Origin of the sequence: Rhizobium sp. NFR03, assembly GCF_900111275.1 — a bacterium.
GTDB lineage: Bacteria > Pseudomonadota > Alphaproteobacteria > Rhizobiales > Rhizobiaceae > Ferranicluibacter.
In genome coordinates this window covers 73514-85904 of record NZ_FOGR01000008.1, presented here as the reverse complement: position 1 = coordinate 85904, position 12391 = coordinate 73514, and the positions used below count along the sequence as shown (strand labels likewise).

Annotated in this window: 14 protein-coding genes; 3 read left to right on the top strand and 11 right to left on the bottom strand. The window is 61.1% G+C overall.

The features are described from left to right. Nucleotides 1-162: 162 nt before the first annotated feature. The 6 genes from BSG19_RS20530 to BSG19_RS20505 all read right to left on the bottom strand — a co-directional run bounded on the left by BSG19_RS20530 (nt 163) and on the right by BSG19_RS20505 (nt 4516). Entirely contained in the window at nt 163-939 is a 777-nt protein-coding gene (locus BSG19_RS20530) for an SDR family oxidoreductase (RefSeq protein WP_092989893.1), read from the bottom strand. A gap of 11 nt (nt 940-950) precedes the next feature. After that, entirely contained in the window at nt 951-1397 is a 447-nt protein-coding gene (locus BSG19_RS20525; protein ID WP_092989892.1) for an ester cyclase, read from the bottom strand. A 25-nt stretch (nt 1398-1422) separates the two neighbouring features. Further along, a complete protein-coding gene (locus BSG19_RS20520; RefSeq protein ID WP_092989891.1) occupies nt 1423-2196 on the bottom strand; it encodes an SDR family NAD(P)-dependent oxidoreductase in 774 nt (257 codons plus the stop codon). 73 nt (nt 2197-2269) lie between these two features. Then, entirely contained in the window at nt 2270-2878 is a 609-nt protein-coding gene (gene wrbA / locus BSG19_RS20515) for an NAD(P)H:quinone oxidoreductase (RefSeq protein ID WP_092989890.1), read from the bottom strand. A gap of 117 nt (nt 2879-2995) precedes the next feature. After that, nucleotides 2996-3592: an NADPH-dependent F420 reductase gene (locus tag BSG19_RS20510; protein ID WP_092989889.1), complete on the bottom strand. Its 597-nt coding sequence runs from the start codon at nt 3590-3592 to the stop codon at nt 2996-2998. A 27-nt stretch (nt 3593-3619) separates the two neighbouring features. Beyond that, a complete protein-coding gene (locus BSG19_RS20505) occupies nt 3620-4516 on the bottom strand; it encodes a pirin family protein (RefSeq protein ID WP_092989888.1) in 897 nt (298 codons plus the stop codon). Nucleotides 4517-4615: 99 nt separating this feature from the next. Here BSG19_RS20505 and BSG19_RS20500 point away from each other — a divergent pair, with 99 nt between their 5' ends. Both BSG19_RS20500 and BSG19_RS25805 read left to right on the top strand, forming a co-directional pair. Then, nucleotides 4616-5530, top strand: coding sequence for a LysR family transcriptional regulator (locus BSG19_RS20500; RefSeq protein ID WP_092989887.1), 915 nt, complete (start codon nt 4616-4618; stop codon nt 5528-5530). A 27-nt stretch (nt 5531-5557) separates the two neighbouring features. Continuing rightward, entirely contained in the window at nt 5558-6007 is a 450-nt protein-coding gene (locus tag BSG19_RS25805) for an efflux RND transporter periplasmic adaptor subunit (protein WP_139274802.1), read from the top strand. 447 nt (nt 6008-6454) lie between these two features. Here BSG19_RS25805 and BSG19_RS20490 read toward each other — a convergent pair whose 3' ends face one another. The 3 genes from BSG19_RS20490 to BSG19_RS20480 all read right to left on the bottom strand — a co-directional run bounded on the left by BSG19_RS20490 (nt 6455) and on the right by BSG19_RS20480 (nt 8402). Further along, entirely contained in the window at nt 6455-7138 is a 684-nt protein-coding gene (locus tag BSG19_RS20490) for a YfdX family protein (RefSeq protein WP_170866053.1), read from the bottom strand. Nucleotides 7139-7235: 97 nt separating this feature from the next. Further along, a complete protein-coding gene (locus tag BSG19_RS20485) occupies nt 7236-7541 on the bottom strand; it encodes a hypothetical protein (protein ID WP_092989884.1) in 306 nt (101 codons plus the stop codon). 150 nt (nt 7542-7691) lie between these two features. Continuing rightward, nucleotides 7692-8402, bottom strand: coding sequence for a phosphoribosyltransferase (locus BSG19_RS20480; RefSeq protein WP_092989883.1), 711 nt, complete (start codon nt 8400-8402; stop codon nt 7692-7694). 93 nt (nt 8403-8495) lie between these two features. On the opposite strand from BSG19_RS20480, the gene BSG19_RS20475 reads away from it, so the two are divergent. After that, nucleotides 8496-9665: a M20 aminoacylase family protein gene (locus tag BSG19_RS20475; RefSeq protein ID WP_092989882.1), complete on the top strand. Its 1170-nt coding sequence runs from the start codon at nt 8496-8498 to the stop codon at nt 9663-9665. On the opposite strand, the gene BSG19_RS20470 is transcribed toward BSG19_RS20475, so the two are convergent. Then, nucleotides 9666-11450 (bottom strand): adenine deaminase, encoded by a 1785-nt coding sequence (locus BSG19_RS20470; protein ID WP_092989881.1) that lies wholly within the window; start codon nt 11448-11450, stop codon nt 9666-9668. After that, nucleotides 11447-12385, bottom strand: coding sequence for a nucleoside hydrolase (locus BSG19_RS20465; RefSeq protein ID WP_092989880.1), 939 nt, complete (start codon nt 12383-12385; stop codon nt 11447-11449). The genes BSG19_RS20470 and BSG19_RS20465 overlap by 4 nt, the downstream gene beginning before the upstream one ends. Between the last annotated feature and the right edge of the window lie 6 nt (nt 12386-12391).

Sequence of the window (12391 nt, the reverse complement as noted above, 5' to 3'; positions counted from 1 at the left end):
GGGGCGTAGCCACCGTGGCTGCGTCGTGAGGAGAAATTGCCACCATCCGAGCGAACGAAAAAGCTGGATAATATCGCAGATTATCGTCGAAAAAATCGAACGGTGGAGGCAAAGAAAAACCCGCGCTTTTGAGGGCGCGGGTCCGACTGGAGGGTCGATAAATCAGATAACGGAGAGCAGTCCTCCATCCACGAGGAGCGCGGTACCAGACACATAGCTCGACAGGTCCGAGCCAAGGAAAGCCACGGCGTCTCCGACTTCCGCCGGTTTGCGAAGCCGGCGAAGCGGCGTCCTCTGGCGAAAGCCCTCGGAGGCCTGGGCGATACCGGGGCTCGTGCGAAGAAGCTCGGTGTCGATGGTGCCGGGTGCGACTGCATTGACGCGGATACGGTCGGGGCCAAGAGCGTCGGCCAATGATTTGGCCATCAGCACAACGCCGCCCTTGCTGGTCGAGTAGGCGACGGTGATGCCGGCGCCAGAGATCCCGCCCATGCTTGCCATGAGGACAATGCTGCCCTGCTTGTTGAGTGCTTTCATCTGACGCGCAGCTGCCTGCACGCCAAACAGCGGGCCATCGAGATTGACAGACATCAGGCGGCGGTAATCGTCTTCGGGAACCTCCGCCCCGTCTGTCTTCAGCGTAATGCCTGCATTTGCTACCATGACATCGACGCCGCCGAATTCTTCTGCCGCCGCAACGAGGGCGTCGTTGTCAGCCTTGCGGCTGACGTCTGCTTTCACGAAGACGGATTTGGCCCCCCGTTTTCTGATCTCGGAGGCAGTCGGTTCACCGCCTTCGCGCGGTGCTTCCACGACGTCCGAGACGATAACTGCTTTGGCGCCATGTTCGGCAGCCCGGATGGCAATCGCACGTCCAATGCCGCTCGATGCGCCGGTTACGATGACGACCTTGTCGTCGAGAATGTTACTGTTGCTCATTGTGGTGATCCCTAATGTTCCGGCACTTTGGGGGCCGAGGAGGGCAGGGCGTCGAGTTGCTGCAGAAGATAATAGAGGTTGGCGACACCCCAGTGTTCGGCGATTTTGCCGTTGCGAATGCGCATGGCATCGACAGTTTCGAACTTGATCTGGCGGCCCGTTGGTGCGATCCCAAGGACGACGCCCTTATGTGTGCCGTGATAGGTCTTGAAAGTCGTCACGATGTCGCCATCGACCGCTTGCCAGTGAATTTCCGCGCGGAAGTCGGGGAAGGCTTCGCGCAGCGCGTGGTAAAGACGACGCGCTCCTTCCTTGTCTGGCGTCCCGCCTGGCTGCGGTGTGTGGTCCAGAAAATCGTCGGCGAAAAGCTCGTCGAAAAGTTCGAAGTTGCCGCCGGACTGCACCTCGAGTGTGTTGCGGCGGACGATTGCTTTCAATGCTTCAGGTTGGTCTGACATGGGATTTTCCTTTCGAGGTTCGGTGTCAGAGTTCAAAACCACCGATGGTCATGCCGCCGTCGACGGTCAGCATGTGTCCGGTGACATAGGAGGCGGCGTCGGAGGCAAGCCAGATTGCCGCGGCCGCGATTTCCTCCGGCTTGCCGCCGCGTTTGGCAGGAATGGCGTTTTGAGCGAGTGCCACAAACGCCGGGTTCTGGTGGCTGTTTGCCGCGACCATTGGCGTTTCAGTCCAGCCAGGCGCGATCGCGTTGACGCGGATGCCGTGCGCTGCATTCTCCATCGCGACAACCCGGGTCAGGCCCTGCACCCCGTGCTTGGAAGCAGCGTAGGCACTCATGCCTCCCGGTCCCGTCAAAGCGGCGACGGAAGCCGTGTTCACGATAGAGCCACCACCACTGCGCTTGATCAGCGGGATCTGGTACTTCATCCCGAGAAAGACACTCTGGAGATTGACGGCGATGACCCGCTGAAAGTCTTCTAATGGATAATCTTGAATCCGTTTTGCAGGGCCGGTTATCCCGGCATTGTTGAAAGCCGCGTCGAGCCGACCGGATGCGGCATCGATCTGTTCGATCCATCCGACGACCTGAAGTTCGCTCGCGACATCGAGCTCGGTTGTGAATGCCCGGCCATCTTCGGTGCGGATGAGCTCTGCCGTTTGTGTGAGACCCTCGGCATCGCGATCAGCCAGATGCACTGTCGCGCCGTCGCGAGCGAGCCCAAGTGCTATCGCCCGACCGATCCCGGAGCCTGCACCGGTGACCGCGACGACCTTGTTTGAGAAAAGCGAGGACATGATTTCTCCTTGCCAGCCGATCGCAATCGGCTGGTCTGTTTGGAGCTGCATTTTAGGAGTGGGTCGGGCGGGTTTAGTTGCGGGCTGCGACAAGAGCCGCTGCAGTGCGGGCGACGATCTCGCCCTGATGGAAGGCACCGGCGAGATCGATCTGCGAAGGCTGGCGCGACCCGTCGCCACCGGCAACCGTTGTTGCCCCGTAAGGAGCGCCACCAACAATTTCTTCAGTGCTCGTCTGGCCCTGGTGGCTGTAGGGCAGGCCGACGATGATCATGCCAAAGTGCATGAGGTTGGTGATGATCGAAAACAGGGTGGTTTCCTGTCCGCCGTGCTGGGTGCCCGTCGAGGCGAACGCTGCGCCAACTTTGCCGTTGAGAGCACCCCGTGCCCACAGGCCACCGGCCTGGTCGAGGAAGGCCGCCATCTGCGACGACATCCGCCCGAAGCGTGTGCCGGTACCGACGATGATCGCGTCATAGTCGGCGAGTTCCGCGACGGTCGCAATCGGTGCCTCCTGGTTGATCTTGAAATGAGCCTTTTCGGCAATTTCGAGCGGGACAGTTTCCGGGACACGCTTGATCGTAACGTCGGCGCCGGCGCTTCTTGCGCCTTCAGCGATTGAGCCTGCCATTGTCTCGATGTGGCCGTAGGACGAGTAGTAGAGAACGAGAACTTTGGTCATTTCGGTAACTCCGTGAGGATGTTGGTGTCGATGAATGCAACATCTGCTTTTTCATCATTCGATAAAACCTGCATAGGTTGGTTCATTACATTCGACTTTATCGACCGATTTTGCGTCTCAGTCTTTCAGCAGGTTGAGCGCGACCAGCGGCTGCCCGAAATGCTGAAGTGAACCGGAGGCTTTGAAACTGCCAAGGTCGGACGGCGCAAAGCCCAGACGAGCGATCAGGTCCGCTACCTTCTTGCTGGCCTCCGGGAAATTACCGGATAGAAAGAGAACGCGCTTTCCGCTCGCTTTCACCGGATCGGCAGCCAGGACAGCGGCCGGGAGGGTGTTGAACGCTTTCACGAGCTGAGCGCCAGGGAAGAGATCGGAGACGATTTCCGAAGACAACCGGCCACCAAGGTCACGTGGTTTGAAAGCAGGAAAGTCGATAGCGTTCGTCGCGTCGACGATGGTGCGGCCTTCCCAGGCTGCTTTTTTGCCAGCGACTTCCGGTACGGCGTCATAAGGCACAGCCAGAATAAGAACGTCGGATTGAAGAGCCTGATCGAGTTCGACGGCGTTCACCGTGCTGCCGAACTTGTCGGTGACAGGCTGAAGCGAGCCCGGACCGCGTGTGTTGGCGATAACGGCGTCAACGCCTGCAGCATGGAAGCGTTCAGCAAGTGCAGAGCCGATCGCACCGGAACCGATGATTGCATAGGTCGTCATTGTACTTCTCCTTGATTAGATGGGGTTTCAGTTGAAGTTGTCGGGGAGGGGAATGAACTCGTCGTCGCCCGGCACGCCGGGGAATTGCCGTTCGCGCCACTGGTTGGCAGCATGGCGAATGCGCTCCTGGTCCGTGGCCACGAAATTCCAGCGGATGAACCGTTTTTCAGGAAGCGGCTCGCCTCCGAAGGCAAGAAACCGCGCTGGCTCGTTCGCCTTTACAACGATCTCTGCGCCGGGCTTGAACACGATCAGACGATCCGGCCCGTAGATACCGTCTTGCCCCATGATCTCGATCGCACCGCTGACGACGAAGATCGCTCGCTCGATATGCTCCCCGTCGATCCTGTAGCGTACTCCAGCCTTGAGCTGGATCTCTGCAGAGAAGAGGTCAGAGAAGATACTGGCAGGTGATCGACGTCCGTGCAGCGTGCCGGCAAGAAGCTTCATATTGATGCCCTCACCATTGGTCGTTGGTAGTTCATGGGCGCCGATGTGCTGAAAAAGCGGTGCAGTCTCTTCCTTTTGTTTGGGAAGCGCGATCCAGCTCTGCAGGCCCGTGAGCTTGCCCCCGTCCTTGCGGATATGTTCCGGAGTCCGCTCGGAGTGAACAATGCCGGAACCGGCGACCATCAGATTGACTTCCCCGGGGCTGATCGACTGCACATAGCTCTCGCTGTCACGATGCAGCAACTCACCGTCGAGAAGGTAGGTCAGTGTTGAAAGACCGATATGGGGGTGAGGGCGGGTATCAATTCCTTCGCCAGCACCGAACCGCACTGGCCCAAAACTGTCGAGAAATATGAAGGGCCCGACCATCTGGCGCATGGCTGCAGGCAATGCCCGGCGAACGGAGAAGCCTCCGAGGTCACGGGTTGAGGGCAGGATAACTTGCTCGATGTCAGCGTTAGACAAATAGGACATTGTCAGCTCCGGCGGTTGAACTCGATGGATTGAAGGTAGGCCCACTGGACGTTTCGGAAAACTCAGATAATTTCGGCGAAAACGATCGAGGAATTAGAAATGTTAGATCCCGGACAGCCGACGCTGGATCAGCTTAAAGTCTTCATTACCGTGGTTGAGACCGGCAGCTTCGCGGCGGCTTCGAGGAAGCTCAACCGTGCTACGTCTGTGATCAGCTACACGATCGCCAACCTCGAAACGCAATTGGGTGTCACGCTCTTCGATCGGCTTTCGACGAAGAAGCCGCAGCTAACTTTGGAAGGAAGAACGGTCCTTGCCGAGGCCAAGAGCGTGGCCCATGGCATCGACAATCTTCGGGCCAAGGTAAAAAGTATGCTTCGTGGTGTAGAGCCGGAGGTGCACCTGGCACTGGACGTCATGCTACCGGCGGCACGCGTGATGGATGCGCTGAAGGCGTTTCGGAAGGAATTTCCGAGCGTTTCCCTTCGGCTTTATGTCGAAGCCTTGGGTGCCGTGACGCAGATCGTGCTCAACCGAACCGCGGCGATCGGCATCAGTGGCCCCCTTGATGTTGAGATCGCGGGCCTCGAGCGCATCGGAGTAGGTTTCGTCAAACTCATCCCCGTCGCCTCACCGGATCACCCGTTGGCTGGTGGATCTCACCCGCCGGGCGCGGCACGAGGACATATCCAACTGGTCCTGACCGACAGATCGCCCCTTACCCAGGGCCACGAGTTCGCTGTCGTCGGAAACCATACCTGGCGGCTCGCCGATCTGGGCGCCAAGCACATGCTGCTCAAGGAGGGTATCGGCTGGGGCAATATGCCAGAGCCGATGGTGAGAGACGACATAGAATCTGGGCGCCTCGTGCAGCTCGATCTTCCGGACTGCAAAGGCGGCCCCTACCGCCTTCAGGCCGTCTACCGCACCGATACACCGCCAGGACCAGCCGCACGCTTCTTGATTGATCATTTCCAAAGCCAGGACATTGATGATCCGATAGCGGCCGGCTAGACCTCGGAAAACAAACCTGCATGCTTCATGATCGCGATCCGCCGGGCCAAGACGGTGAGGAAGTGTACAACACGGCGCTCACCACAACATTTCGACAATATCAAACGCTTAGCGGATCTGGAGAGGGTTAGTATCTCTTCAACAGCGCGGCACAGTTGGCACGTCGGAAAGGCAAAATATCTCTGTGCCAGACTTGCCACGACGAATGCCTTAGTGGCTTACACGACGGCCCATGTTGTCGCCAAGTCAACACCGTGGAGTAAAGCGTCCGTCGCGCCGAGCACCTCCATCGTGACGATCACGCAGATGAAGCCGATCTATTTCGAGTTCACACTTCCAGAAACTGAAATCGATCTTCTCCGCACATCGCTGCCGGCCTGCACGCTCAGCGTCCGGATTTCGCTGATCCTTACGAATAGTGGCATGACCTATACCAGGCCGATCGTCTTCATCGACCATGCCGACGCCGCCTTGTAGCCGGGGCAGGCACTCGACGTTACCGTTCAGGAACGCGAAACGCCTGATCTCGTCATCGTATCGACTGTCGCGCGCAGCCCCAAGCCGACGGCCCCGTGTGTTTTCTCGTTGCCGACGGCAAGACCGTCACACTGCGCGAGGTTGAGGTATCCGCGAAGGTTGACGATATGGTCGGCCTGTCCAGCGGGCTGAAGGCGGCGAAACCATCCTCACCGGGGAGCAATCCGGCCAATGGAAGGAGCGCATCTCTCCGTCGCAGATACACCCGAAGCAGCTCCACCAAGGAACGGGAAAGATACCGGGCCGTCAAATCACCATCTCCGAATCTTCATTCGCTGCCCGGTCGCGGGCTTAGATCGAGCAGCGAGACGCTGCCGCTGGACAGATGAAGGCCGCCGGAATGTCCACGGCGGCCTTGAAGTCAGCAGTTTCTGGGTTCGGCCGAGCTTATCCGGCGGTCACGTCGAGCGTGTCGAAGCGAACGGAATCTTCCAACTGCTTCAGCTCCGCATTCGCCTCGTAGTACTTCCCTTCCTTGATCAAGCTTGCCGCGTCACCTGCCGTCGTGATCGTCTTGTCGAGAGGCACAACGGCCATGGTGAAGCTTACATCGATATCAGCGGCCTTCAATGTCTCAGTTGCGGTCTTGCGGTCCCCGGCTTGCAGATGCTGGTTTGCCTTCTTCACGGCAGCCTGCTTTTTAGGCGTCGAGACCAGATCCTCGCCCAGGACAAGTTGTCCATCGATCGGAAGCCATGCGATCTCCTCACCCGCCGGCTTCGGTGTCGGGGTTGGGTTTGCATCGGGCTTTGCCGTATTTACAGAGCGAGGCGCGGCGACCAAGTCGCCATCGGCCTTCAGGTATGCCGTGTCATCCGCTTTGGCAGCCTTCAGCGATGCTTGCGCCTTCTCGATGAGAGATTTGGCTTTGCCGGGCTCTGCGTCGAAGATGGCAATTCGCGCCAGACGAATGTCGCGGAACGCAGTCGCACCATCGGTGGAGAGCCTGCCAAGTTCCTTGCCCACTTTCGTTTCCTGAGCGGTCGACTTGTCCGGGTCGGCAGCATAAGCGGCTGCGCCGATCGAGCTCGATGCCATGAGAGCGGCGAGGACGATGTGCGTGAGTTTCATGATAGTCTCCGATTCGTAATATGCCGTGATCGTGATCGCTCGCTTGAACGCACGTCTCATCAGCGAACTGAAGTCTAATTTAGGTTAATGTCTGCGGTCAGTTGCAGCTGCGGGTCCGATACATGTCGCCCCAGGCATTCTGGTGCCACACCGTTCTACAGGCCGGATACGCTTCCACGACAGGCGGATAAACGGGCTCGTAGACTGTCGATGGATAGACAGGTGCAGCGTAAACAGGTCTGTCAAGTGCTCCCGCGAGCAGGGCGCCGCCGACGGCACCGGCCGCAAGCCCGACACCGAACCGGTTTCGGGCCTCAGCCTGCGGTGCGGTGGCCATCGCGGCACCTGTGATGGTTACGGCGATCAACCCGGTTGTGAAGAGAGATTTTGCGTTGATCCACATGATCGTTTCCTTTGTTCGTCCATGGAGCTTGAAGGCCCTGCTGGACACATGTAGAAAATATGCTGCTCAACCTTTCCTTTTGGTGGCCGGAAGATTAAAAAAATCTAATGGTTATTTTTCTGATGGACATCTTGACGAGGCGACCCGCGTCTAGGCGCCGCGAAGTGTAGACGAGATTTCCGAAGCATCGCACCAGTCTCCCTTTTCCGTCCTTGAGAGAAGCGGTGTCGAGAAAACGCCAAGCGTGCGGGCTCGAATGTCCTCTCCAGCGTCTGCCAGCGCAACGTCCCATCGGCGTGACTGCAGCATGGCCGCACCGACAGCCACGGGCTTGACGTTCACCCGTGCCAGAAGCGAAAGACCGGCGCGGATGGAGGTGCCGCTGGAAATGACGTCATCGACAAGCACGACGCGCCGTCCCTCCAGCAGCGCCAGCATGCGCGGATCGAGGTAGAGCCGCTTCTCTATGCCCGGGGTCGTGATGGAGGACATCGGTTCGGAGAGATCGTCGCGATACCAGAACTTGCGCGAGGTTCCGAGAGGCACGTAGCGCGAATGGCCGAGCATGCGCGCGGCGGCGCCTGCAAGCGTCAATCCGAGGGTCGGCAGTCCGACGACGATATCAGGTGCAAACGGCGCAAGCAGATCGGCGAGTTGCCCGGCCAGCGCATCCTGAACGGTAAAACTTGCCTGATTGATAATCAGCGACGCGAGCGCATGCCGGCCATCGGCGAGGGGTCGTATCGGCAGGAGAAGCTGGCGGCCATCGCGAAGCGTGGCCGGGTAAACGGTCTCGTGGGGTCCACCGGGATCGAAAGACCCCGGCTGGTAGATCGTCTGCCAGAGATCATGCGGCTGCATCGCGACGTCCTTGTCTGGGGTTTTGGATAAAGAACTTTCTGCGGTATAGGGTCATTCGATCTTTCCCTCCACGCAAGGGCCTGCGACCCCGCCATGATACTGCCTCCCGATATCGCCGCCGACCTGCCTTTTCTGACCGATCTCAGGCAGGACCTTCATGCCTATCCGGAGCTCGGCTTCGAGGAAGTGCGAACGAGCGCGATTGTCGCAAGGCTTCTGGAGGAGGCAGGGGTCACCGTGACACGGGGTCTCGGAGGCACCGGTGTCGTCGGCACCCTGAAGATCGGAGACGGTGCGCGCCGCATCGGGCTGCGAGCGGACATGGACGCGCTCGCCATGCCTGAAACGGCCGACCGTCCCTATCGCTCGACGGTTCCCGGGACAATGCATGCTTGCGGTCACGACGGACACACGGTGCTTCTTCTGGGCGCGGCGCGCCATCTCGCCCGCAGCCGCGCCTTTTCCGGAACGGTGCACTTCATCTTCCAGCCGGCCGAGGAAGGGCGCGGCGGCGCCCGGCGCATGGTCGAGGACGGTCTTTTCGACCGGTTTCCTTGCGATGCCGTCTATGGCCTTCACAACATGCCGGGCCTTCAGACCGATGAGATCGCCGTCGTCGCAGGGCCCCAGCTTGCCTCGTCCGACAGCTGGCGCGTGACCTTTCGCGGTACGGGAACACATGGCGCGAAACCGCATCTCGGCCGCGACCCCATAACGGCGGCCGCGAGCTTTCTGGCGGCGCTCCAGACCCTTGTCGGCCGTGTGATCGACCCCCTTCAACCGGCCGTCGTCAGCGCCTGCTCCGTACAGGCGGGCGATCCCAGGGCCTTGAACGTCATTCCCGACGTCGTGGAGATCGGCGGTACGGCACGCGCCTATGTGCCGGAGGTGCGCGATCAGCTTGAAACGGGAATCCGCCAGCTGGCCGAAGGCACCGCCGTGATGTTCGGCATTGCCGCCGACTATGCGTTCGAGCGGCGCATCCCGCCCGTCGTCAACGATGCCGATGCCGCGGCCCGCGCTCTCGCTGCGGCACGGTCCGTGTTCGGCGAGAAGGTCCGCACGGCCTTTCCCCCATCGACGGCCGGCGACGATTTCGCCTTCTTCGCCGGGCGCGCGCCGGGCTGTTATGTCTGGCTCGGCAATGGACCGGCGGTGGATGGCGCGCTGCATCACAACACCGCCTATGATTTCAACGACGACGCCATCGGGCCGGGCGTTCGTTTCTGGGTGACGCTGGTCGAGCAGGAATTGCACGGCTGATTATCGGTCGGTCAGAACAGGCGTTTCCAGAAGACGACCGGTTTCCACATCGGCAATGCCTCTGTCCGTCTGATGAGGGCCGGCATTGCAGGCGAGCGTCGCCCCGAAACAGGCCTTGAAAACGAGATAGGGCGGCTGCCAGTCGATGATGCGGTCCATGGCCGCCCGGACGGCCGTGAAGGCCTGCGCGACGTCGGGCAACGCCGCATCGGAAACGAGCCCCGAGAGGGGAAGCGGCAGACAGGCATCGACGCCGCCCTTGCTCGCCACCGCCATGCCGCCTCCTGCTGCAATCACGGCATTGGCCGCTGCCGCCATATCGGCCGGATTGCTGCCGAACACCGTCAGATTGTGGCTGTCATGCGATACGGTGGTTGCGAACGCCCCGCGCCACGTTCCCCATTCGCGCAGGAAGCCGACACACGGTCTGCTGTCCGCCCGGCCATGGCGGTGAGCGACGGCGATGAGGGTGACGTCATCCGGCGGAACGACGAAACCATCGTGAACCTGGGCGCTGACGTCGCCCCAGCGCGTGAACCTCGGCCGGTCGATGGTCGCGATACGCACCCGGTCGAGATCTGAACGGATCCTGAAATCGTCGGGTTCGAGCGGAGCAATCTTCATCGAATGCCGCAAGGCGGTGGTGTCGGCTGGCGGGATCGTCCCGTCAAGGCAACCGTTCCGGCCGACGATCCGGCCGCTGGCGATGACGACCTTCGCCTGGAAATCATCGAGATCCGGGGCGATCACGATATCGGCGCGGCGTCCTGCGGCGATCAGGCCGAGATCGCGCCGGCCAAGCCGTTGAGCCGCATTGAGCGTGGCGGCGCGCAAGGCCCATTCGGGCCTCAGCCCGTATCGCACCAGCCGCCGCACCACATCGTCGATACCGCCTCTTTCCATCAGGTCGTCGGGAAAGACGTCGTCGGAGCAAAGCGTGACGGTCTGCGGAAGATGACCGAGCCGATTGATCGTTTCCACGAATTCGGGCAGCAGATGATCGTGAGAGCCGCGCAGCTCGATGATCAGCCCCGCACGCAGTTTCGCAAGGAGATCCGGGCCGGAAACGAGTTCGTGATCGGACTCGATACCGGCCGTCATGAATGCGGCGAGGTCTGCGCCCTCGAGACCGCGTGCATGTCCGCAAACGGGCTTGCCGGCTGCAAGTCCAGCCTGAACGATCCCCTGCATGGTCGGCTCGCCATTGATGACGCCCCGCATGTTCATGACTTCCGCGACTCCGTGTATGTCCGGCATCGCCAGCAGGCGCGCCATCGTTCCGGCATCGACCTCCGCGCCGGCCAGCTCGAAGCCAGGTGCGGAAGGCACGCAGGACGGCGCCAGCAGGAGGGTGCGCAAGGCCAGCGTCCGCGTCGCCTCGATTGCAAAGCGGATACCGTCCATCCCGTGAACATTCGCAAGTTCGTGAGGGTCCCAGACGATGGTGGTAACGCCCCTTGGCAGGACGGCGCGAGCATAGGTCGCGGGCGTGACCATGGAGCTTTCGATATGCATATGCGTGTCGATCAGGCCGGGCGTCACGAACCCGCCCGCTGTGTCGAGGATATCGGCAGCATCCCGCCGGACTCCGGGCGGATGGACCGAGGCGATCAGCGGGCCGACGGTTCCGATGTCTGCCGCCCGGCGCTCACCTGTGACCATGTCGACCAGAATACCGCCGACGATCATCCTGTCGAATGGCGCATCGCCGCGTGCGGCAGCGATGGCGCGCTTACGAAGCGCGAAATCGTTGAGATCGTCGGGTTCGCGGTTGCGGTCCGTCATCTCGCGGCCTCCCGGCTCAATGCTTCGAGGATCGTTGCGCGCATGTCAGGAGCATCGCCATTCGCCGCGAAATGCGCGTTGAAGACGCCATGGCTCGCTCGCGTTTCCACGACGGTGCGCCCGCGCGTCAGCCGGCCGGCAAGCTCTATTTCGATCCGCGCCGGCTGAAAGGTGACGCAGTCACGGTCGATGAAGGCGCAGGCGGCCACCGCATCGTAGAGCGCCATGCCCGATCTCTGCCGCGTCGTGGCGATGTCGATGAAACCGGCAAGGAGATCCGCAAGCAGAGCCGCATTCTCTCCGCCAGCCTGCCGGATCGGCTCGACATCGGATGGATAGGCAAGCACCGTACGGCACAGATCGAGATCCACCATCCGCAACGCAGTGCTGCCCGCCAGCACGATGGCGGCGGCCTCGGGGTCCGCATAGGCATTGAACTCGGCAGATGCCGTGTGGTTGCCGCGCGTCACGCCGCCCCCCATCCATGTGAGATTGTCGATCCGGCTGGCGAGGTCAGGGCGGGCAAGCACGACGGCTGCAATGTTGGTAAGCGGCCCGAGCGCAAGGATACGGCGGGGGGAGGGGGCGGTCTCAAGCCAGGCGCACAGAGCCGCGAAGGCATTGCCCGCGACAGGATCGGGCGCTTCAAGATCGGGCGCTTCGGGCAGCTTGAGGCCCGCTGTCGGGATGCCGATGTCCCCGAGAATGGATTGCGCCGTTTCCAGCTGACCGAGAACCGGCAGGCTTCGCCCCGCATGGAAAGGGAAACGCCAGCCGAAGGCGCGTGAAGCGCCCGCAGCGTTGCGCCGCACCTGCTCCATCGGCGCGTTGCCGAATACGAGGGACACGCCGTCGATCTCCAGCCCGCCATGCCGCACCACCAGAATGGCTGCAATGTCATCAAAGCCCATATCCGTATCGATCCATACCCCCATGCCGGA

What these genes read in the sequence shown, in the direction of transcription:
- BSG19_RS20530 (WP_092989893.1), bottom strand. Translation starts at nt 939, where the DNA reads ATGAGCAACAGTAACATTCTCGACGACAAGGTCGTCATCGTAACCGGC.
- BSG19_RS20525 (WP_092989892.1), bottom strand. Translation starts at nt 1,397, where the DNA reads ATGTCAGACCAACCTGAAGCATTGAAAGCAATCGTCCGCCGCAACACA.
- BSG19_RS20520 (WP_092989891.1), bottom strand. Translation starts at nt 2,196, where the DNA reads ATGTCCTCGCTTTTCTCAAACAAGGTCGTCGCGGTCACCGGTGCAGGC.
- wrbA (WP_092989890.1), bottom strand. Translation starts at nt 2,878, where the DNA reads ATGACCAAAGTTCTCGTTCTCTACTACTCGTCCTACGGCCACATCGAG.
- BSG19_RS20510 (WP_092989889.1), bottom strand. Translation starts at nt 3,592, where the DNA reads ATGACGACCTATGCAATCATCGGTTCCGGTGCGATCGGCTCTGCACTT.
- BSG19_RS20505 (WP_092989888.1), bottom strand. Translation starts at nt 4,516, where the DNA reads ATGTCCTATTTGTCTAACGCTGACATCGAGCAAGTTATCCTGCCCTCA.
- BSG19_RS20500 (WP_092989887.1), top strand. Translation starts at nt 4,616, where the DNA reads ATGTTAGATCCCGGACAGCCGACGCTGGATCAGCTTAAAGTCTTCATT.
- BSG19_RS25805 (WP_139274802.1), top strand. Translation starts at nt 5,558, where the DNA reads ATGATCGCGATCCGCCGGGCCAAGACGGTGAGGAAGTGTACAACACGG.
- BSG19_RS20490 (WP_170866053.1), bottom strand. Translation starts at nt 7,138, where the DNA reads ATGAAACTCACGCACATCGTCCTCGCCGCTCTCATGGCATCGAGCTCG.
- BSG19_RS20485 (WP_092989884.1), bottom strand. Translation starts at nt 7,541, where the DNA reads ATGTGGATCAACGCAAAATCTCTCTTCACAACCGGGTTGATCGCCGTA.
- BSG19_RS20480 (WP_092989883.1), bottom strand. Translation starts at nt 8,402, where the DNA reads ATGCAGCCGCATGATCTCTGGCAGACGATCTACCAGCCGGGGTCTTTC.
- BSG19_RS20475 (WP_092989882.1), top strand. Translation starts at nt 8,496, where the DNA reads ATGATACTGCCTCCCGATATCGCCGCCGACCTGCCTTTTCTGACCGAT.
- BSG19_RS20470 (WP_092989881.1), bottom strand. Translation starts at nt 11,450, where the DNA reads ATGACGGACCGCAACCGCGAACCCGACGATCTCAACGATTTCGCGCTT.
- BSG19_RS20465 (WP_092989880.1), bottom strand. Translation starts at nt 12,385, where the DNA reads ATGGGGGTATGGATCGATACGGATATGGGCTTTGATGACATTGCAGCC.